The sequence below is a fragment of the Bacillus sp. 41-22 genome (assembly GCF_025809295.1).
GTDB classification, from domain to species: domain Bacteria; phylum Bacillota; class Bacilli; order Bacillales; family Bacillaceae_G; genus Bacillus_A; species Bacillus_A mycoides.
The window spans coordinates 1,505,032-1,524,803 of sequence record NZ_CP084035.1; the positions used below are offsets into that span (position 1 = coordinate 1,505,032).

23 protein-coding genes are annotated in these 19,772 nt (G+C 36.5%); 22 read left to right on the forward strand and 1 reads right to left on the reverse strand.

What is annotated here, in order from left to right; genetic code table 11:
- The first annotated feature begins 97 nt into the window (after positions 1 to 97).
- From aroA to LCF45_RS07795, 12 genes are all read left to right on the forward strand, one after another.
- Positions 98 to 1,372 (forward strand): 3-phosphoshikimate 1-carboxyvinyltransferase, encoded by a 1,275-nt coding sequence (gene aroA / locus LCF45_RS07735; protein ID WP_088291307.1) that lies wholly within the window; start codon positions 98 to 100, stop codon positions 1,370 to 1,372.
- Between the two features lie 107 nt (positions 1,373 to 1,479).
- Positions 1,480 to 2,742 carry a tetratricopeptide repeat protein gene (locus LCF45_RS07740; protein ID WP_002086616.1) on the forward strand — a complete coding sequence of 421 codons (1,263 nt, stop codon included), beginning with the start codon at positions 1,480 to 1,482 and terminating at the stop codon, positions 2,740 to 2,742.
- 73 nt (positions 2,743 to 2,815) lie between these two features.
- Positions 2,816 to 3,352, forward strand: a complete 537-nt coding sequence (locus LCF45_RS07745) for a ReoY family proteolytic degradation factor (protein WP_002086615.1) — start codon at positions 2,816 to 2,818, stop codon at positions 3,350 to 3,352.
- A gap of 153 nt (positions 3,353 to 3,505) precedes the next feature.
- Positions 3,506 to 3,961: a YpiF family protein gene (locus tag LCF45_RS07750; RefSeq protein WP_002126440.1), complete on the forward strand. Its 456-nt coding sequence runs from the start codon at positions 3,506 to 3,508 to the stop codon at positions 3,959 to 3,961.
- A 144-nt stretch (positions 3,962 to 4,105) separates the two neighbouring features.
- On the forward strand, positions 4,106 to 4,618 hold the full coding sequence (gene qcrA / locus LCF45_RS07755) for a menaquinol-cytochrome c reductase iron-sulfur subunit (protein ID WP_002011835.1): 513 nt from the start codon (positions 4,106 to 4,108) through the stop codon (positions 4,616 to 4,618).
- A complete protein-coding gene (gene qcrB, locus LCF45_RS07760; protein ID WP_000932700.1) occupies positions 4,619 to 5,293 on the forward strand; it encodes a menaquinol-cytochrome c reductase cytochrome b subunit in 675 nt (224 codons plus the stop codon). It abuts the gene before it with no gap.
- 43 nt (positions 5,294 to 5,336) lie between these two features.
- Complete coding sequence (qcrC, locus tag LCF45_RS07765) at positions 5,337 to 6,104, forward strand: menaquinol-cytochrome c reductase cytochrome b/c subunit (RefSeq protein WP_002011836.1); 768 nt, start codon at positions 5,337 to 5,339, stop codon at positions 6,102 to 6,104.
- A gap of 512 nt (positions 6,105 to 6,616) precedes the next feature.
- Entirely contained in the window at positions 6,617 to 7,207 is a 591-nt protein-coding gene (locus tag LCF45_RS07775; protein ID WP_002126441.1) for a lipoprotein heptaprenylglyceryl N-acetyltransferase LhaT, read from the forward strand.
- A gap of 25 nt (positions 7,208 to 7,232) precedes the next feature.
- Entirely contained in the window at positions 7,233 to 7,919 is a 687-nt protein-coding gene (locus tag LCF45_RS07780) for a lipoprotein intramolecular transacylase Lit (protein WP_002064533.1), read from the forward strand.
- A 107-nt stretch (positions 7,920 to 8,026) separates the two neighbouring features.
- Positions 8,027 to 8,812, forward strand: a complete 786-nt coding sequence (gene ypjB / locus LCF45_RS07785; RefSeq protein ID WP_002168786.1) for a sporulation protein YpjB — start codon at positions 8,027 to 8,029, stop codon at positions 8,810 to 8,812.
- A 105-nt stretch (positions 8,813 to 8,917) separates the two neighbouring features.
- Complete coding sequence (locus tag LCF45_RS07790; protein WP_263894730.1) at positions 8,918 to 9,598, forward strand: zinc metallopeptidase; 681 nt, start codon at positions 8,918 to 8,920, stop codon at positions 9,596 to 9,598.
- Positions 9,599 to 9,731: 133 nt separating this feature from the next.
- The gene (locus LCF45_RS07795; RefSeq protein WP_002011844.1) at positions 9,732 to 10,382 is read left to right on the forward strand and encodes a uracil-DNA glycosylase; all 651 of its coding nucleotides are present in this window, start codon (positions 9,732 to 9,734) and stop codon (positions 10,380 to 10,382) included.
- A gap of 28 nt (positions 10,383 to 10,410) precedes the next feature.
- On the opposite strand, the gene LCF45_RS07800 is transcribed toward LCF45_RS07795, so the two are convergent.
- Positions 10,411 to 11,292: a YitT family protein gene (locus LCF45_RS07800; RefSeq protein ID WP_002011845.1), complete on the reverse strand. Its 882-nt coding sequence runs from the start codon at positions 11,290 to 11,292 to the stop codon at positions 10,411 to 10,413.
- Positions 11,293 to 11,683: 391 nt separating this feature from the next.
- Here LCF45_RS07800 and LCF45_RS07805 point away from each other — a divergent pair, with 391 nt between their 5' ends.
- The 10 genes from LCF45_RS07805 (at position 11,684) to panD (ending at position 19,661) form a co-directional block, all read left to right on the forward strand.
- Positions 11,684 to 12,028, forward strand: a complete 345-nt coding sequence (locus LCF45_RS07805) for a nucleotide pyrophosphohydrolase (RefSeq protein ID WP_002011846.1) — start codon at positions 11,684 to 11,686, stop codon at positions 12,026 to 12,028.
- Positions 12,025 to 12,825, forward strand: a complete 801-nt coding sequence (gene dapB / locus LCF45_RS07810; protein ID WP_002126457.1) for a dihydrodipicolinate reductase — start codon at positions 12,025 to 12,027, stop codon at positions 12,823 to 12,825. The genes LCF45_RS07805 and dapB overlap by 4 nt, the downstream gene beginning before the upstream one ends.
- Positions 12,826 to 12,839: 14 nt before the next feature.
- Positions 12,840 to 13,235: a methylglyoxal synthase gene (gene mgsA / locus LCF45_RS07815; protein WP_000684753.1), complete on the forward strand. Its 396-nt coding sequence runs from the start codon at positions 12,840 to 12,842 to the stop codon at positions 13,233 to 13,235.
- Between the two features lie 11 nt (positions 13,236 to 13,246).
- Positions 13,247 to 13,951: a bacillithiol biosynthesis deacetylase BshB1 gene (gene bshB1, locus LCF45_RS07820; RefSeq protein WP_002011848.1), complete on the forward strand. Its 705-nt coding sequence runs from the start codon at positions 13,247 to 13,249 to the stop codon at positions 13,949 to 13,951.
- Positions 13,948 to 15,093 (forward strand): N-acetyl-alpha-D-glucosaminyl L-malate synthase BshA, encoded by a 1,146-nt coding sequence (bshA, locus tag LCF45_RS07825; protein WP_002086596.1) that lies wholly within the window; start codon positions 13,948 to 13,950, stop codon positions 15,091 to 15,093. Before bshB1 ends, bshA begins: the two co-directional genes overlap by 4 nt.
- Positions 15,080 to 16,273, forward strand: coding sequence for a CCA tRNA nucleotidyltransferase (locus LCF45_RS07830; RefSeq protein ID WP_002086595.1), 1,194 nt, complete (start codon positions 15,080 to 15,082; stop codon positions 16,271 to 16,273). Before bshA ends, LCF45_RS07830 begins: the two co-directional genes overlap by 14 nt.
- Positions 16,258 to 17,238, forward strand: coding sequence for a biotin--[acetyl-CoA-carboxylase] ligase (locus tag LCF45_RS07835; RefSeq protein ID WP_002086594.1), 981 nt, complete (start codon positions 16,258 to 16,260; stop codon positions 17,236 to 17,238). The genes LCF45_RS07830 and LCF45_RS07835 overlap by 16 nt, the downstream gene beginning before the upstream one ends.
- Before the next feature lie 342 nt (positions 17,239 to 17,580).
- Positions 17,581 to 18,417: a 3-methyl-2-oxobutanoate hydroxymethyltransferase gene (panB, locus tag LCF45_RS07840; RefSeq protein ID WP_002126469.1), complete on the forward strand. Its 837-nt coding sequence runs from the start codon at positions 17,581 to 17,583 to the stop codon at positions 18,415 to 18,417.
- Positions 18,417 to 19,265 carry a pantoate--beta-alanine ligase gene (gene panC, locus LCF45_RS07845; RefSeq protein WP_002126472.1) on the forward strand — a complete coding sequence of 283 codons (849 nt, stop codon included), beginning with the start codon at positions 18,417 to 18,419 and terminating at the stop codon, positions 19,263 to 19,265. Before panB ends, panC begins: the two co-directional genes overlap by 1 nt.
- Before the next feature lie 12 nt (positions 19,266 to 19,277).
- Positions 19,278 to 19,661 (forward strand): aspartate 1-decarboxylase, encoded by a 384-nt coding sequence (panD, locus tag LCF45_RS07850; protein WP_000490176.1) that lies wholly within the window; start codon positions 19,278 to 19,280, stop codon positions 19,659 to 19,661.
- Positions 19,662 to 19,772 lie beyond the last annotated feature (111 nt).

A 19,772-nucleotide genomic window follows, 5' to 3' on the forward strand; every position in this document is an offset into this window, starting at 1 on the left:
GTTTGCACGTTCAAGAAAGAAAACGTTACAATAGAAGTAGACGTATAAGAAGAACTATTGTACATATAACTTATTTAAAATGTGAGGAGGATACAGTTTGAAACTAGTAGGACGAAAAAATAGTTTGAATGGGAAAATTGTTGTTCCAGGAGATAAATCTATTTCGCATCGCTCTGTTATGTTTGGAGCGATAGCGGAAGGGACGACGAAAGTATCAAATTTTTTATTAGGAGAAGATTGTTTAAGTACAATTGCATGTTTTCAAAAACTAGGTGTCCAGATTGAACAGTTTGGTAACGATGTCACGATTTACGGTAAAGGATTACATAATTTACAAGAACCGAAAGAAGTATTAGATGTGGGGAATTCAGGGACGACTATTCGTCTTATGCTTGGGATTTTAGCAAATACGCCGTTCCATAGTACGATAATTGGTGATGCATCAATTGGAAAACGTCCTATGAAACGTGTTACAGACCCGCTTAGTCAGATGAATGCTCAAATTGATGGTAGAGAAAACGGACAATATACACCTTTATCTATTCGCGGTGGTAAGGTAAAAGGTATGCATTACCATTCACCAGTAGCAAGCGCACAAGTGAAGTCAGCAGTTTTACTTGCGGGTTTGCAAGGGGAAGGGATTACTACGGTAACAGAGCCTATGCAATCTCGTGATCATACGGAAAGAATGTTGCGTGCATTCGGTTGTACCGTAGATGTTAATGGACGGACTGTTTCATTAAAAGGTGGACAACAACTTAAAGGTGCAGACATAGAAGTTCCAGGGGATATTTCTTCGGCGGCATTTTTCTTAGTAGCTGGTGCAATTGTCCAAAATAGTAAGCTTGTATTGGAAAATGTTGGTTTAAATCCGACGAGAACAGGGGTTTTAGATGTATTAACAAAGATGGGTGCACTTATTTCTATCGATCATATTAGAAATGAAGAGTTTGAACCGTGCGGGGATATTACGATTGAAACATCTAAACTAAAAGGAATAGAAATTGGCGGAACTCTTATTCCAAGATTAATTGATGAAATTCCTGTAATTGCTTTATTAGCAACGCAGGCAGAAGGAATTACTGTTATTAAAAACGCTGAGGAGTTAAAAGTAAAAGAAACAAATCGTATCGATACGGTTGTAGATGAATTAGGCAAATTAGGTGCGAAGATTGAAGCTACACCAGATGGTATGATTATATATGGTAAACAAAGTTTAAAAGGAAATACTGTTAATAGTCACGGCGATCATCGTATTGGGATGATGCTTGCAATCGCATCGTGTATTATAGATGGAGAAGTGAAAATAGAGAATAGTGATGCGGTCGCTGTATCGTATCCGGAATTTTTCGAACAATTAGCTGCGCTATGAGAGAAAGTATAGGAAGAGGTAGTTCACTCAAAAGGTTGCGTTCTTACACCTAGTTGCTTATGATAAATGAACAGAAGAGAATATTTTTTGAATTAAAGGAGACGTTTATGCAAAAGTTTGAACAGGCTGTTTCTTATATTGAAAACGGTGAAGCAGAAAAAGGATTACAATTATTAAAAGAACAACTACGAGTTGCTAATGATGAAGAGAAGTATGATATCGCTCGTTACTATCATACACTTGGGTTTATGGATGAGGCGTTAGCAATTACTGAAGACTTACGCTTGCTATATCCGGAAGAAAGTGAATTTACGGTATTTTTAGCAGAATTATATATTGATTTAGATAAAGAAGATGAAGCGATTGAAGTGCTTCATGATATTCCAGAAAACGATGATTTATATGTTCAATCGTTATTACTTGTAGCGGATTTATTCCAAATGCAAGGTTTTGATGATGTAGCAGAACAAAAACTATTAAAGGCGAAAGAAATGATGCCAGACGAACCTGTTATTACGTTTGGGTTAGCAGAATTATATAGTAGTAAAGGTGAAGAGCAAAAGGCGATCACTTATTATGAATCGTTACTAGCAGAACATAAAGTTATGGGTGGTGTTGTCATTGCGCTTCGTCTAGCAGAAACTTTAAGTGCTATTGGAAACTGGGAAGAGGCAATCTCTTACTATGAAGCGGGGTTAGAAGAGCAAAAAGATATTCACTCATTATTTGGATATGCCTTCACATTATACCAAGGAGAAGAATATCAAAGAGCAATTGGTGCTTGGCAAGAATTAAAAGAATTAGATCCTGAATACGCATCGTTATACATGTATTTAGCGAAAAGCTATGAAAAAGAAGGCATGCTTCAAGAAAGCTATGAAACACTTCAAGAAGGAATTAAAGTAGATGAGCTGTCTGTTCCTTTCTATGTAGAATTAGCGAATATTGCGGCGAAATTAGGTAAAATAGCGGAGGCAGAAGAAGTGCTTCAAAAAGCGCTGGAGCTAGATCCGGGACATTTAGGTGCGATATTAAAATATGCGTATATTTTAAAAGAACAAGAGAAATACGAAGAGCTAATTGCAGTTGTAGAGCGTGCAATTGACAGTGGAGAACCAGATACACAACTACTTTGGGATCTTGCATTTGCAAAAAAACAATTAGAAATGTATTCGGATGCATTAAAACACTATGAAAGTGCATATACTTCTTTTAAGAATCATCCAGATTTCTTGGAAGAGTACGGTTATTTCTTATTAGAAGAAGGAATGCGAAAAGAGGCGAAAGAAGTATTTACGCAGTTAATACAACTAGACCCGACACAAATTCATATTGAAGAATTGTTATATAATTTAGAGGATTTTTCATAAGTTGGAAGGAAACTGAATGCCGCTTCTTGAATCTAAAAAGAAAAGAGAAAGACAGAGGAGGGACTTAATCGCTATGAATACCCCTGTTTCTGTAAACGAGAAGAAGGATTTTGTAAAATGGTTTTTGAATAATTACCAACTGAAACAGCGTGAATGTGTATGGATTTTGAATTATTTAATGAGTCACGATCAATTAATGCATAAAGTCCACTTCGTAGAACATGCAAAATATTGTCCGCGTGGCTTAGTAATGTCAGCAAATTGTGTGAAAGACACACCGTTTCACTTTTTCAAACAAAATGTAATGACAACAGATGCAGAAAAATCGTTTCATGATATTCGTTTGAATCGAGATGAGGATATTTATATTCAGCTTAATTTTAAATCATCGTTCCAAAATGCAAACTATGTAGCTGTATTAGAAGAAAACCCATATTTGCCAAAGCATATTGAAGTGAATGAAAAAGATCGATTGCTTGCAGAACGATTTTTAGAAGAAAGTGTATTCTCATTTAGAAGAGAACGTCTTTTGAAACAAATTGATGAAGCTTTGGATAAGCAAGATAAGGAAGCATTTCATAGGTTAACAGCAGAGTTGAAGATTTTATAGAATTCATTTTGATTATGTAATCTTTACGAAATTCAGACTTTTTAAGAAAAACTACTTAATAATAGGTAGTTTTTCTTTTTTTACCTCTTTTAGTATGGTTTAATATATATAAAGTGAAAGTTCTGTTATTTCAAATGGAGGAGGGGAGAAAAGGTGAAATGGATTGTAAAAGATGTAGAACAGTTTGAGCAAGCGAGGGAGTATGTAGATACAGGGATTATACCCCTTTTGTCTATTTCGGCAGCAAAAGGGATGAAAATGGTTGTAGAGCAAGGTGAATTTATTGAGGCTTTGAGTATGGAGTTGGAAAGGGAGTATAAAGGAAGAGTGCTTTTACTGCCCGCATTTACGTATTTGGTAGAGAGCCAAAAGAATGAAAAAGACCGTTTGCAAGAATGGACAGATCATTTGCAAAGGCAAGGTTTTAAGCATATTGCCTATGTGACAAGTGACTTTTCATGGAAAGAAGATATGAGAGATGTGCAGGGTGATTTATTTTGGTTTCCATCGTTATCATTAGACCAATTTAGTGACCAAGCGAAAAGGGAAGTTATTCGTGCACACATAAAAAATATTATGGAAATGTTGGAAGAAAGATGGATAAAATAATAATAAACAGAAAGTTCTTATTATTATGAGTAGTATGATATTGACCTATACAAGAGGGTATTATATCATGATAGTGTCCTAGTTTTTATTTTTTATATAATTTTTTCACGAGGGGACAATTTCTGATAGAGGGGGGAAATTTTCGTGAGCGAGAAAGAACATCGTGTGTCAAGAAGACAGTTTTTAAATTACACACTTACAGGGGTAGGAGGCTTTATGGCGGCGGGTATTTTAATGCCGATGACGAGGTTTGCGCTTGATCCGGTGTTAAGAAAAGAAGCGGGAACAGATATGGTTGCTGTTGGACAAGTAAAGGATATTACAACAGAGCCGAAGCGCTTCGATTTTAAGGTGAAGCAGGTTGACGGATGGTACAAGTCTGAAGAGCCAAAATCTGCTTGGGTGCATAAAGATGAAAGTGGAGAAATTGTTGCGTTTTCGCCAGTATGTAAACATTTAGGTTGCACAGTGAACTGGAATTCGGACAAAGCACATCCTAATCAATTCTTTTGCCCGTGTCACGGGGGACGTTACACAAAAGATGGGATGAACATTAAAGGCACACCGCCTCTTGCTCCGCTTGATGTGTACGAGTCTAAAGTGAAAGATGGAACGCTGTATTTAGGAAAAGCGAAGCCAAGAGGGGGTGCAAAGTAGATGCTAAATAAAATTTATGATTGGGTGGACGAACGTTTAGATATTACACCGATATGGCGTGATATCGCTGATCATGAAGTACCTGAGCATGTTAACCCGGCACATCACTTTTCTGCATTCGTCTATTGCTTTGGAGGACTTACCTTTTTCGTTACAGTAATTCAAATCTTGTCCGGAATGTTTTTGACGATGTATTATGTGCCGGATATTAAAAATGCTTGGGAGTCGGTTTATTATTTACAAAATGAAGTAGCTTACGGGCAAATTGTTCGTGGTATGCATCACTGGGGTGCTAGTCTCGTAATTGTAATGATGTTTTTACATACACTCAGAGTTTTCTTCCAAGGTGCGTATAAAAAGCCTCGTGAGTTAAACTGGATTGTTGGTGTTCTTATTTTCTTTGTTATGTTAGGTCTTGGTTTTACCGGATATTTATTACCGTGGGATATGAAAGCGTTATTTGCTACGAAAGTAGGGATTCAAATTGCAGAGCAAACGCCGCTCATTGGTCCTTATATTAAAACATTACTCGCTGGTCATTCCGAAATCGTTGGCGCTCAAACATTAACTCGCTTCTTTGCTATTCACGTCTTCTTCTTACCAGCAGCACTTCTAGGTTTAATGGCCTTCCACTTCATCATGATTCGCAAACAAGGTATTTCCGGTCCGCTATAAGAGATTGCTAAATTAAAGGGGAAAGAACAAAAGGAGGGAGATTATGCATCGCGGCAAAGGGATGAAGTTTGTAGGAGATTCTCGGGTACCAGTAGCCCGGAAACCAAATATTCCAAAAGATTATTCTGAATATCCAGGGAAAACAGAAGCGTTTTGGCCGAATTTCTTGTTAAAAGAATGGATGGTTGGTGCAGTTTTTTTAGTCGGTTATTTATGTTTAACAGTGGCGCATCCGTCACCGCTTGAGAGAATGGCGGATCCTACAGATGCAGGCTATATACCACTTCCAGATTGGTATTTCTTATTCTTGTATCAGTTATTAAAGTATTCGTATGCTTCAGGCTCATTTACTGTAATTGGTGCGTTTATTATGCCGGGGATTGCGTTTGGAGCGTTACTATTAGCTCCGTTTCTAGATCGAGGCCCAGAAAGAGCACCATTGAAGCGTCCTGTAGCAACGGGGTTTATGCTTTTAGCAATTGCATCGATTATTTTTTTAACTTGGGAATCTGTAGCACACCACGATTGGGAAGCTGCAAAAAAACAAGGAGCAATTGTAAAAACAGCACCAGTTGATAAAAATGATGACGGCTACAAGTTGATGCAAAAAAATACTTGTTTAACATGTCATGGTGACAATTTACAGGGCGGAGCGGCAGCACCGGCTTTGCAAAACTTAACTTTAAAACCAGAAGAAATCGCTAAAATTGCGAAAGATGGAAAAGGTTCAATGCCTAAAGGTGTATTTAAAGGTACAGATGAGGAACTGAAAAAGCTTTCGGAATTCGTTGCAAAGTATAATAAAAAATAATAGAAAAGCTGACTACAAAATCTGTGGTCAGCTTTTTATTTTGCGTACCCAGCTAAGCTGGGCACTGTTTGATGGTGAAAGGTTTAAATAGAATTCTACAAGGATTCAAAAATTATTATAGCCTATCTTCAATTGGACAGAAGTGGCTCGGTAAAATAGATTGGTACGTCTTAGAACGGCTTAACCTTTTCTGGAATAAGAAAAGAAATGTTCGAAAGAAACATGGTCGTATCAAGGACTTGATGAAGAAAATAACATACACACTCGTGAAAGTAGGAAGCTAGAACAAACTGAAAGCTAAAGAAGGAAGAGCATCGGAAAGCCGTATGAGGGAAAACCTCACGTACGGTTTGATGAGGGGAAGCTGAAACAGAAAAGGGATAGCAAAGCCATCTCTAAAGAAAATTTAATCTGTTTCAGTTTTCTACTCTACGATGACGGAAAGTTTGCTATATAATAGAGTAGAGTTCGATGAAAGAATTACTTTGTTTGAAAGGTGTTGGACATACAGATTGGCTTACTTGTATGCAATGTTAAGGCAACGTTCGGTACTATTATTTTTATTGGTTGTTAACATATTAGGTACAATTTACGGATTCATATGGTATGGAAATCAATTAAAAGAAACCTCACCTATATTTTGGCCGTTTGTACCAGATAGCCCTATGGCGACTCTCTTTTTTGTCTTTGTTTTAATTGCTTTTTTGATGAAGAAGAACTGGGGGTTAATAGAAGCTCTAGCGATAGTTACTTTAATAAAATATGGTGTTTGGGCTGTTGTTGTAAATGCAATTATGATTTATGTAAAAGGCCCTATTGGCCTTATGGGATATATGTTAATGTTATCTCATTTTGCGATGGCAGTGCAGGGAATGTTATATGCTCCGTTTTATCGGATAAAAAAATGGCACTTCACTGTAGTTGGCATATGGACATTACATAATGATGCAATTGATTATTTATTTTGGCAAATGCCGAGATATGGGATTATGCATTTATTTGTAGAGAAAATTGGTTATTTTACGTTTTGGTTAAGTATTGCTGTACTGTGTATTACATATTATTATTGCTTACGTGAGAACCGAAAACAGTTTTCTTTATGATGGTGAGGACATTTAGGGGGAGAAAATGAAGAAAAATAAGAGCGGTATAAACATATTGGATCGATTGATCACTTTAGTAGTTTCCTATAGCATAGCATTTTCTGTTTTCGCTCTCGCGACAACGGTAGTTGTATATGGAAAATGGTTGTATTATTTTGAAATTGATTTTTTAAATATTCCAGATTTAGCGGATATGACGAAAGATGAAATTAAGAGAAACTATGATGTGCTTATTACATATTTATCGCCGTTTTATGAAGGTGCATTACAATTGCCGACATTAGATATGTCCACAAATGGACGCATTCATTTTGTAGATGTTAAAAATATTTTAGTAAAGATTCAATATATAATGTATGGAACGATTGTAATTGCTGTATTAGGAGGAGCGTATTTATTAAAAAAGAAAAAAGAAAAGTTTTTACTTCACGGAGCGATTCTTACAATTATTTTTCCAATAGCTCTTACGTTACCAATTGCTATTAATTTTGAAAAGAGTTTCGTATTATTTCATAAGCTTTTATTTAGCAATGATTATTGGATGTTTGATATTGAAACAGATCCGGTTATTTTAATGTTACCGGAAGAATTCTTTATGCATGCTGCATGTATTATTTTATTATTGATTTTAGGTGGTAGTATGCTTTGTTACGGTGTGTATAAATATTTAGTGAAAAAGAAAAGGGTTTCAAAGAAAAAATTCTCTGTTTAAAGAGAATTTTTTTGTTTTCATAGAGATAATATATTTTTTGGTTTTGTTCTGTTCTATTCTTGTCCAATTCCACATATTTTGTACTAGTAGTTATAGGGGGGACCGGGATGAAGAGAACATTAATTGGACTGATAGCATTTCTAATTATAATGTTTCCAGTACGTATATATGCTGAAGAGTGGAGTGAACTAACTGGATTGCTAGATGACTCTTTGCAGTTAGTGAAGAAAAAAGAAGATGAAAAGGCAATACAAGTACTGTACCATTTCTCAGAGCAATTTCTATCAAAGGAGAATGAAAATAATTCAAAAGTAACTCCGGGACAAATTAGAGTCGTTTCTTTAGCATACGATAAGGCGAAACAATCTCTCGCGGAAGATTCAGATAGGCAAGTTAAAGTGGATAATATGTTAGCGTTACAACTTGCTGTTGATGCACAAGTATCTAAATATCAGCCACTTTGGATGGAAAGAGAAAGAAAGATAATGAATGCTTTTTCTCAAGTAGAAAAGGCGATGGAAAAAGACGATGATGGACAGTTCCAACAGACGCTAAATACATTTTTAAATGAATTTAATATTATTTATCCTAGTTTAATGATTGCTCTGCCAGAAAACGAAGCGCAGCGTGTAAATGCACATTTATCTTATTTGGATGAATTTCGTAACGTTATGTTAAAAACGAAAGGTGGACAAATGCAACTAGGGATTATTAAAGGTGATTTGCAAAAAATATTTCATACAGTAAAAAAAGATGAGATTGCTCCCTCTCTCATTTGGTTTATGACAATTACTGGAGGACTTATTTTGTTCACTTTAACGTATGTTGGATGGAGAAAGTATAAAGGGGAGAGAGAGAAGCGGAGAAGCAACTTGCATTCTAAAGATAGATAATACGCATAAATAAAGATACGGATTGTAAGGTTTATTTATTGACAACGGTGGAAGAAAAAAATAGAATGAGAAGTACTATAATTAAAACTTCAATGGAGGTTTATGATGTTTTATTTAATTTACTTCGCGATCATTTTGATCATACCGTTGTATGCACAGTCAAAAGTACGTAGTGCCTATAGCAAGTATTCACAAGTTTATTCAACATCAGGTATGACAGGAGCGGAAGTGGCTCGAAAAATTTTAGATGAAAATGGATTGTACAATGTAGCCGTAGAAGAAACGCCAGGTCATTTGTCAGATCATTATGACCCGCGTGTAAAGACGGTTAGATTATCGACAGATAACTATTATGGTCATTCAGTTGCTGGTACAGCTGTAGCAGCACATGAAGTAGGACACGCAATTCAAGATGCGAAAGATTATAACTTTATGCGTGTACGCCATTCGTTAGTGCCAGTTGCTAATTTTGGTTCAAACATGTCATGGATTTTTGTCCTAATTGGTGTATTTGCACAAATGTCTGGTTTGTTGTTACTAGGAATTATTTTAATGGCAGCAGGTGTTATTTTCCAACTTGTTACATTACCAGTTGAGTTTGATGCATCAAAACGCGCAATGCAACAAATTGAAGCACTTGGTATCGTATCAACAGATGAGTACGGTCAAGCTCGTAAAGTATTAAATGCGGCAGCATTAACATATGTAGCAGCAGCTGCTGTAGCAGTATTTGAATTATTACGTCTCGTATTAATTTATACTGGTATGCAGCGTAGCGACGATTAAAGACTATCAATTTTGATAGTCTTTTTTTGTTTTGTGGATTGAATCTTATAATATGTTACAAATGGAAATAATAGAGAGAATATGGGGTATAGAACTAGTTAAAATAAAGATAAGTATGGAATGATGAAAGAAGGTGACGGACATAGAATATCCATATTATTTAGTTAAACAAGTGAAGGAGCGTAGTGCTACATACCAATTAGAAGGTTTTTTAAGTGGACAGGGCCCTAAAAACCCGAAATTAATGCTTGTTGGAGAAGCACCTGGTGAAACAGAAATTCATAATGGGATTCCATTTAGTGGGAGAGCGGGAAAACATTTAATGGAATTTTTAGAACGTATTCACGTTACAAGGGAAGAAGTATATATTACGAGTGCGGTCCGGAGTAGACCTTATAAATGGAGAGAGAAAAGGGAACGAAATGGCGAAATAATACAGAAGAAGTACAATAGAACACCGAATCAAGGTGAGATACTTGCCCATGCACCTTTGCTAGATTATGAACTGGAATTTATACAGCAGCCGGTTATTGTCACACTTGGTAATATTGCATTACAGCGTTTAGTTGGTAAAAATAATAAAATTACGGATGTTCATGGAGAATTGTTAAAGCAACCTGTGCAGCGATTGAAAGATAGCAGCAGTACAGAATTTATTTGGTCAGAAAAAGAATATCATATTTTTCCGACCTTTCATCCAGCTTCTATTTTCTATAATCGGAGTTTGTTGGAGCTTATTTATGAGGATTTGGAGAAACTTAAAAGATTTATAATAAAAAACTAGAAAAGCTACAGAGCTTTTCTAGCTGAATTTAATTATGTAACGGTTTTTTATTTTCATCTAATGTAAATCCTTCACCAACAACATCGTGTACATCACTTACAGCGACAAAGGCATGTGGATCTACTGAAATAATGATATTTTTTAATTTTACGATTTCATTTTTAGCAACAACACAATATAGTACATTACGTTCTATTTTTGTATAGGATCCAACTGCTTTTAAAAAGGTTGCTCCGCGCTCCATTTCTGATAAAATTTTTGAAGCAATTTCATCGTTTTTATCAGAAATAATAGTTGCTCCTTTTGCTGCATAAGCACCTTCTTGCATGAAATCAATAACCTTAGCCCCGATAAAAACAGCAACTAACGTATACATGCCCTCGCGATATGATAAATATGTAAGAATAGAGATAATGATAACGACCGCATCAAACATAAACATCGTTTTTCCCATACTCCAGCCAACATATTTGTGAGCTAGCCTTGCGATAATATCAACACCGCCAGTAGTCCCGCCGTATTTGAATATAATTCCAAGTCCTATGCCGATAAATGCCCCAGCGAATAAAGCAGCCAGTGTCATATCATTTTGCAAGTTTAAATGTAAGTTGAGAACCTCGTAGCGCTGAAACACCCAAAGGAATAAAGAGACGCTAAATGTACCGATTAATGTGTATAAAAATGTTGTTCGGCCGAGTAATTTCCAGCCAATGAAAAATAGAGGGACGTTTAAAATTAAGTTTGTATAGGAAGGATCAAGTGAAAATTTAAAATATAATAATAGCGTAATGCCGGTAAATCCACCCTCTGCAAGATGATTTTCAATATTGATATTCACAATACCGAAAGAAAAAATAGCGGAACCGATTAAAATAAAAATGATATTTCGAATCTTCAAATTTGATGTCATTTAGAAATCCCCCTAATTATGTAATGATTGCATTGCTCCTCTTAAACGATAGAACATAATAATAAGTTATTTCTAGTTGATAGTAAAAATAGAGAATGGTATAAGAGCTTAATTAGTTCAGCCTGATATTGTGCGGGAAAAATGCAAAAGAAAGTTTCACTTTATCCCGTCCCAACGGCTGGTAGAGGGAAAAGCGAAGAAGAAAAGGTCGAACCAGCCGCAGGGACCCGATTGGTTCAGGCTGATCTTTTGCAAAAATCACGCAAAAGAAGTTTCACTTTATTATAGTCTATCCTAAAAAGAGTCGTAAATAGTGATATGAGGGAATAATATTTGTCAAATCGCGATGAATTGGCTAACATGAAAGAGGAAGGAATAAGAGGTGACTAGTATGGAAGCAAAAACGATGAAAGATATGCAGAAAGAAGTAGATGCATATATCGGTCAATTTAAAGAAGGTTATTTTAGTCCGCTTGCAATGATGGCTCGTTTAACTGAAGAAATGGGAGAGCTTGCAAGAGAGGTTAATCATTATTATGGTGAGAAACCAAAGAAAACGACTGAGAAAGAACGAAGTGTTGAGGAAGAGCTTGGAGATGTTTTATTTGTTATGATTTGTATGGCAAATAGTTTAAATATTGATTTAGAAACAGCGCATAACATTGTAATGAATAAATTTAATACACGTGATAAAGATCGTTGGACACGTATTGATGAGGGAGAGAAAGACGCATGAAAGAAATTAAAGTAATTATCGCTGGACCACGAGGACGCATGGGATATGAAGCAGTCCTTCTTATGGAAAGAACAGCGCATTTCAATTTAGTAGCAGCAATTGATTATAAGCATGGCGGAGAAAAAATTTCTGATTTACCGGGAATGCCAGCGCTAGATGCACCTATTTACGCGGATTTACATACTTGTTTAGATGAAGTAGAAGCAGATGTATTGTTAGATTTAACAACACCAGAAATTGGAAAGAAACATGTGACACTTGCAGTTGAACGTGGACTTCGATCAGTTATTGGTACAACTGGATTTACTGAAGAAGAACTAAAGCAATTAACAGAAAATGCAAAAGAAAAAGAAGTAGGAACAATTATCGCTCCAAATTTTGCGATTGGTGCAGTACTTATGATGAAGTTCTCTCAAATGGCAGCGAAGTACTTCCAAGATGTTGAAGTAATTGAATTACACCATGATCAAAAATTAGACGCACCATCTGGTACAGCTGTAAAAACAGTAGAATTAATCCGTCAAAATCGTGTACCAAAAGAGCAAGGGCACCCTAATGAAACGGAACAATTAGAAGGGGCACGTGGTGCAAATGTAGACGGTATTCACATTCATAGCGTACGTCTACCAGGGCTTATTGCACACCAAGAAGTAATGTTCGGCGGAGATGGACAAATGTTAACAGTTCGCCATGATTCATTCAACCGTGCATCATTTATGTCAGGTGTAAAACTATCAATTGAAACAGTAATGAACCTTGATCATCTTGTGTACGGTTTAGAAAATATTATCGACTAAAGGGGAGACAACGGATGAAAATTGCCTTAATCGCACATGACAAAAAGAAAGATGATATGGTTTCGTTCGCATACGCATATAAACCAATTTTTGAAAAACATGAACTTTTTGCAACAGGAACGACAGGACTTCGTATTATGGAGGCAACTGGTTTAGTTGTAACAAGATATCAATCCGGTCCTCTTGGTGGAGATCAAGAAATTGGTGCAATGATTGCAAAAAATGAGATGGATATGGTGATTTTTTTCCGGGATCCACTAACAGCCCAGCCGCATGAACCAGATGTTAATGCGTTACTTCGTTTATGTGATGTATACGCCATCCCATTAGCAACAAATATGGCAAGTGCTGAAATGCTAATGCATGCATTAGAGCGGGGAGATTTAGATTACCGAAAGTTAAGAAAATGAGGGGAACAATTATGAGTGGATTACATATATTAGCGTTTGGTGCTCATGCCGATGATGTTGAAATCGGCATGGCAGGTACCATTGCAAAGTATACGAAGCAAGGATATGAAGTAGGCATTTGCGATTTAACAGAAGCTGATCTTTCTTCAAATGGAACGGTAGAACTAAGAAAAGAAGAAGCAAAGGCTGCAGCTCGTATTATGGGAGTAAAAACGAGAATTAATTTAGCAATGCCAGACCGTGGTTTGTATATGAAAGAAGAATATATACGTGAAATTGTAAAGATTATTCGTACATATAAACCAACACTAATTTTCGCACCATATTACGAAGATCGTCATCCAGACCATGCTAATTGCGCGAAACTTGTGGAAGAAGCTATCTTTTCAGCGGGAATTCGTAAATATATGCCTGAACTTCCGCCGCACCGTGTAGAGTCGTTTTATAATTATATGATTAATGGTTTTCATAAACCGAATTTTTGTATAGATATTAGTGAATACCTTTCTAAAAAGGTGGAAGCGTTAGAAGCGTATGAAAGTCAGTTTTCAACAGGGAGTGATGGTGTTAAGACGCCATTAACCGAAGGATACGTTGAAACTGTAATCGCTCGGGAGAAGATGTTTGGGAAAGAAGTTGGAGTGCTGTATGCCGAAGGATTTATGAGTAAGAAACCGGTTTTATTACATGCTGATTTAATAGGGGGATGTAAATGAAATTGAAAATAGGTATTACATGTTATCCTTCTGTAGGTGGTTCTGGGGTTGTTGGGACAGAGTTAGGAAAGCAATTGGCGGAACGCGGGCATGAAATTCATTTTATTACATCGGGTGTACCATTTCGGTTGAATAAAGTGTACCCGAACATTTATTTTCACGAAGTAACAGTAAATCAATATTCTGTTTTTCAATATCCACCTTACGATTTAGCATTAGCGAGTAAAATGGCAGAGGTTGCTCAAAGAGAAAACCTTGATATTTTACATGTGCATTATGCAATCCCGCATGCTATTTGTGCATATTTAGCAAAACAAATGATTGGGGAGCGTATTAAAATTGTTACGACCTTACATGGAACGGATATTACTGTGTTAGGTTCCGACCCTTCGTTAAATAATTTAATTCGCTTTGGTATTGAACAATCTGATGTTGTTACAGCTGTGTCACATTCGTTAATTGAAGAAACAAATGAACTTGTAAAACCAGATAAAGAAATTGAGACGGTATACAATTTTGTAGATGAACGTGTTTATTTCAAACGTGATATGTCTCAATTAAAAAAAGAATATGGTATACGAGAAAATGAAAAAGTGTTGATTCATATTTCAAATTTCCGAAAGGTTAAGCGTGTACAGGATGTTGTGCAGTCATTTGCCAAAATTGTAAAGGAAGTAGATGCGAAATTGCTTCTTGTTGGTGATGGACCAGAGTTCTGTACTATTTTACAATTGGTGAAAAGTTTACATATTGAGGAACGTGTCTTATTCCTAGGAAAGCAAGATAATGTTGCAGAGCTTCTTGCGATGAGTGATTTAATGCTACTTTTATCAGAAAAGGAAAGTTTTGGTCTTGTTATATTAGAAGCGATGGCGTGTGGTGTGCCTAGTATCGGAACGAGGGTTGGGGGCATTCCAGAGGTCATTCAACATGGTGAAACAGGATATATATGTGAAGTTGGAGATACAGACGGAATAGCTAAGCAAGCAATTCAGCTACTAGAAAATGAAGAACTTCACCGTAATATGGGAGAGCGAGCGATGAAATCTGTATATGAGCAGTTTCGTTCGGAAAAAATCGTTTCACAGTATGAGGCGATTTATTATGACATACTAAGGGATGACAAGAATGGAAAGATTTAAAAAAGCTAGTTCAATTATTGAGATGTTAAAACAGCACGGACATGAGGCTTACTTCGTTGGTGGAAGTGTACGCGATCTTATTATCGATAGACCGATTGGAGATATCGATATCGCAACATCTGCTTTACCAGAAGAAGTAATGGCTATTTTCCCAAGACATGTTCCGGTTGGTCTTGAGCATGGAACTGTAATTGTTGTAGAAAATGGTGAACCGTATGAGGTAACTACTTTTCGAACAGAAAGCGAATATGAAGATTTTCGAAGACCTAGTAGTGTTCAATTTGTCCGTTCATTAGAAGAGGATTTAAAACGACGTGATTTCACGATGAATGCAATTGCAATGACAGAGGAAGGCGAAATGGTTGATTTATTTGCTGGGAAAGAAGCGATTCGTCTGAAGGAAATTACAACGGTTGGAGATGCTGCAGACCGTTTTCAAGAAGATGCACTGCGAATGATGCGTGGTATTCGGTTCGTAAGTACGTTAGGTTTCTCTTTGGAAATAAAGACGAAACAAGCAATTGAAACGTATGGGCATTTGCTCGAACATATAGCGATTGAAAGAATTACAGTTGAATTTGAAAAATTGTTGACCGGTACATATTGTGTGAATGGTCTTCAAGAGTTAGTAGAAACTAAGCTATTTTCTCATCTGCCATATTTGCAAATGTCAGAAGAAAGACTCTTGAAAGCTACGCAGTATAAATGGGATTCTTTCGAAACAGACGTTGAGGCGTGGGCATTTTTCTTATATTGTATCGGAGAAGAGCATCCATCTGTCTTTTTGCGTCAATGGAAGTTCTCGAATAAAAAGATTAAAGATATCGTAGCGGTTTTATTAGCAATTCGTTCTAGAAAGGAGAAGGAGTGGGATACAATCCTTCTTTATAAAACTGGGATTCGCATCGCTGAGATGGCGGAAAGAGTATATGAAGCGATAATAGAAAGTTATAATAGTGCGTCTGTTAAGCAAGTACAATCATTATTTCATGCATTGCCGATAAAAAATCGTCAAGAAATGAATGTGACTGGTAATGATTTATTAAGCTGGACAGATAAAAAGCCAGGTCCGTGGGTTGCCGAAATGCTTCAAAATATTGAAGAAGCAATCGTACAAGGAGATTTAGTTAATAAGAAAGAGGATATAAGGGAGTGGCTACAAAGATGCAATCTACTATAAGAAAGCAGTTATTACAAGTTTTTTCTGAAGCAGATGGTGCATTTGTATCTGGTCAAATACTTAGTGACAAACTTGGTTGTTCGAGAACCGCTGTATGGAAGCATATGGAGGACCTTCGTAATGAAGGGTATGAACTAGAAGCTGTACGCCGCTTAGGGTACCGAATTGCTAGTAAACCAGATAAAGTAACTGCGAATGAGATTCAATTAGGATTACAAACAGAGCGTATCGGTAGAACGGTTTATTTTGAAGAATCGGTTGAGTCTACTCAGCATATTGCAGCGAGACTTGCTTATGAAGGCGCAGAAGAGGGAACAATTGTCGTTGCTGAAGAACAAACAGCAGGTAGAGGACGTTTAAGTAGAAAATGGTATTCCCCAAAAGGAACAGGAATTTGGATGAGTATTATTTTGCGTCCCTCGATTCCAGTTCATCATGCACCACAGCTTACTTTATTAGCAGCTGTTAGCGTAGCGCAAGCAATTGAAAAATGTACCGGTGTAAACGTAGGGATTAAATGGCCGAATGATATTTTAATTCAAGGTAAAAAAGCTGTCGGTATATTAACGGAGATGCAAGCTGATCCAGATAAAATTAATGCTGTTATTATGGGAATTGGCATTAATGCAAATCAGAAACAAGAACATTTTGATGAGGAAATTCAGCAAATTGCAACTTCATTAGCAATTGAATCGGGTAAGCCGATTGTTCGTGCGGAACTTATGCAACAAATTTTCTTGCAACTAGAGAAATTGTATGAAGAGTATTTAAAAAATGGCTTCTCTGTTATTAAAATTCTTTGGGAAAGTTACGCAGTAAGTATCGGAAAAGAAATTACAGCTCGAACGATGAAGGAAACTATTAATGGGCTAGCAAAAGGAATTACGGAGGATGGTGTATTGTTACTTGAGGATCATCAAGGACAAGTGCACCACATTCATTCTGCTGATATAGAAATTAAGTAAAAGAAGTTCCTATTTTGGAGCTTCTTTTTGTCATTTAGATACTAATAAATTTCACATACCATAATAGGGATAAAAAATTATTTTTTCGAAAAAATGTAGCAATTCCTTTTCAGAGTTTGCTATAATTATTTCGAATATGGGCAGTATCAAAGCGAACTGCACCATTATTTTACGCAGTATGAAAAAATAATAATTTGGATTCTGCCTTGATCCAATAACGGACTGGGACAGAGGGATGAATAATGCCGACTAACACACAACCCTTCTGCCCTTTTATGGCCAGAGGGGTTTTTTATATGATTTCGGCCATCTCCTCTCTCCTGCATAAAGGAGGAGTAGTTTTTGAAAACAAAAACAGATTTTTTGAAAATGAAAGAGCAAGGTGAGCCGATTACAATGCTAACGGCGTATGATTATCCATCTGCTAAATTAGCAGAAGAAGCTAAAGTCGATATGATTTTAGTGGGTGATTCTCTAGGAATGGTTGTACTTGGGTATGATTCAACAGTTCCAGTAACAGTAGAGGATATGATTCATCATACGAAAGCTGTACGCCGCGGAGCGAAAGAGACGTTTATTGTAACTGATATGCCATTTATGTCTTATCATGTCTCATCGCAAGATACGATGATTAATGCACGTCGCATTGTTCAAGAGAGCGGGGCACATGCATTAAAGGTAGAAGGTGCTGGAGAAGTTATATCAACTATTCACTACTTAACGAATGCGGGAATTCCCGTTGTGGCGCATTTAGGTTTAACTCCTCAATCTGTAGGAGTGCTAGGTGGGTATAAAGTACAAGGGAAAGATGCTGAAAGTGCAAAAAAATTAATAGAAGATGCAAAGAAATGTGAGGAAGCTGGTGCGATAGCACTTGTGCTAGAATGTGTGCCAATGCAATTAGCAGAAATTATTTCAGAGCAGTTAACAATTCCTACAATCGGAATTGGAGCAGGACAAAAAGTAGATGGGCAAGTTCTTGTATACCACGATCTTATCTCGTACGGCGTAAATCGTGTTCCGAAATTTGTGAAGCAATATACGTCTGTTCAAGAGGAGATTGTGCGAGGGATTTCGCAATACGTTACTGAAGTAAAGACAGGGCAATTTCCTGAAGAAAAACATTCATTCACAATGAAAGAGGAAGAGTGCTTAGCGTTATACGGAGGAAAACAATAATGAAAATCATAACTACAGTGCAAGAGATGCAGCAAATTACAAACGAACTTCGTACAAGTGGAAAAAGTATCGGTTTTGTTCCAACGATGGGGTATTTACACGAAGGGCATGCTACGTTACTACGTAAGGCAAGGGAAGAAAATGAAATTGTAGTTTTAAGTGTATTTGTAAATCCACTACAATTTGGACCAAATGAAGATTTAGATCGATACCCACGTGATATTGATAGAGATGAAAATGTAGCAAAAGAAAATGGTGTTGATTATTTATTTTATCCGAGTGTAGAAGAGATGTATCCAGCAGAACAAACGACAACAGTAGAAGTTGTGAAGCGTACCGACGTATTATGTGGCAAACAAAGACCTGGTCATTTCGCTGGTGTTGCGACTGTACTAATGAAACTATTTAATATTACATTGCCAACGCGTGCTTATTTCGGTATGAAAGATGCACAGCAAGTAGCTGTAATTGAAGGATTCGTAACTGATTTTAATATTCCCGTTACGATCGTACCAGTTGATATTGTAAGGGAAGAAGATGGATTAGCGAAAAGTTCTCGTAATGTGTATTTATCACTAGAAGAACGTGAAGAGGCTCCTCATTTATACGGCAGTCTATGTATAGCGAAAGAACGAATTGAGGCAGGCGAACGTAATCCGGAAATCATTATGAATCTTGTGAAAGAGCATATTGAGAAGTATACGAAAGGCACTGTAGATTATGCTGATTTATATGCATATCCTTCATTAAAAGCAATAAATAAAATTGAAGGAAGAATCATTTTAGCGATTGCGGTTAAGTTTGAAAATGTACGATTAATTGACAATATAACATTAATGGGGAAATAAGGGGGAGCATCTATGTTTCGCACAATGATGAGAGCGAAGTTACATCGTGCAACTGTAACAGAAGCAAATTTAAATTATGTAGGTAGTATTACAATTGATGAAGATTTAATGGATGCGGTAAATATTGTAGAAAATGAAAAAGTACAAATTGTAAATAACAACAATGGAGCTCGCTTAGAGACATATGTTATTAAAGGAGAGCGCGGTAGCGGTGTTGTGTGTTTAAATGGTGCAGCTGCAAGGCTTGTACAACCGGGTGATAAAGTTATTATTATTTGCTATGGTTTAGTGGCAGAAGAAAATATTCATAAACAAGAGCCGAAAATTGCAGTATTAGACGATGATAATCAAATTATTGAAATGTTAGGTGCTGAAAAAGCTGGCACGATATTATAAGTAGGAAGGCTATCTCTAATTAAGGAGATAGCTTTTTTGTGCATCTTTTCATTAAGATGAGGTAAAACGTGGTATAGTAACATTATATAATTTTTGTGTTTGATAGGTAAG

What these genes read in the sequence shown, in the direction of transcription:
- LCF45_RS07740 (WP_002086616.1), top strand. Translation starts at nt 1,480, where the DNA reads ATGCAAAAGTTTGAACAGGCTGTTTCTTATATTGAAAACGGTGAAGCA.
- LCF45_RS07745 (WP_002086615.1), top strand. Translation starts at nt 2,816, where the DNA reads ATGAATACCCCTGTTTCTGTAAACGAGAAGAAGGATTTTGTAAAATGG.
- qcrB (WP_000932700.1), top strand. Translation starts at nt 4,619, where the DNA reads ATGCTAAATAAAATTTATGATTGGGTGGACGAACGTTTAGATATTACA.
- qcrC (WP_002011836.1), top strand. Translation starts at nt 5,337, where the DNA reads ATGCATCGCGGCAAAGGGATGAAGTTTGTAGGAGATTCTCGGGTACCA.
- LCF45_RS07780 (WP_002064533.1), top strand. Translation starts at nt 7,233, where the DNA reads ATGAAGAAAAATAAGAGCGGTATAAACATATTGGATCGATTGATCACT.
- ypjB (WP_002168786.1), top strand. Translation starts at nt 8,027, where the DNA reads ATGAAGAGAACATTAATTGGACTGATAGCATTTCTAATTATAATGTTT.
- LCF45_RS07790 (WP_263894730.1), top strand. Translation starts at nt 8,918, where the DNA reads ATGTTTTATTTAATTTACTTCGCGATCATTTTGATCATACCGTTGTAT.
- LCF45_RS07800 (WP_002011845.1), bottom strand. Translation starts at nt 11,292, where the DNA reads ATGACATCAAATTTGAAGATTCGAAATATCATTTTTATTTTAATCGGT.
- LCF45_RS07805 (WP_002011846.1), top strand. Translation starts at nt 11,684, where the DNA reads ATGGAAGCAAAAACGATGAAAGATATGCAGAAAGAAGTAGATGCATAT.
- dapB (WP_002126457.1), top strand. Translation starts at nt 12,025, where the DNA reads ATGAAAGAAATTAAAGTAATTATCGCTGGACCACGAGGACGCATGGGA.
- mgsA (WP_000684753.1), top strand. Translation starts at nt 12,840, where the DNA reads ATGAAAATTGCCTTAATCGCACATGACAAAAAGAAAGATGATATGGTT.
- bshB1 (WP_002011848.1), top strand. Translation starts at nt 13,247, where the DNA reads ATGAGTGGATTACATATATTAGCGTTTGGTGCTCATGCCGATGATGTT.
- bshA (WP_002086596.1), top strand. Translation starts at nt 13,948, where the DNA reads ATGAAATTGAAAATAGGTATTACATGTTATCCTTCTGTAGGTGGTTCT.
- LCF45_RS07830 (WP_002086595.1), top strand. Translation starts at nt 15,080, where the DNA reads ATGGAAAGATTTAAAAAAGCTAGTTCAATTATTGAGATGTTAAAACAG.
- LCF45_RS07835 (WP_002086594.1), top strand. Translation starts at nt 16,258, where the DNA reads ATGCAATCTACTATAAGAAAGCAGTTATTACAAGTTTTTTCTGAAGCA.
- panC (WP_002126472.1), top strand. Translation starts at nt 18,417, where the DNA reads ATGAAAATCATAACTACAGTGCAAGAGATGCAGCAAATTACAAACGAA.
- panD (WP_000490176.1), top strand. Translation starts at nt 19,278, where the DNA reads ATGTTTCGCACAATGATGAGAGCGAAGTTACATCGTGCAACTGTAACA.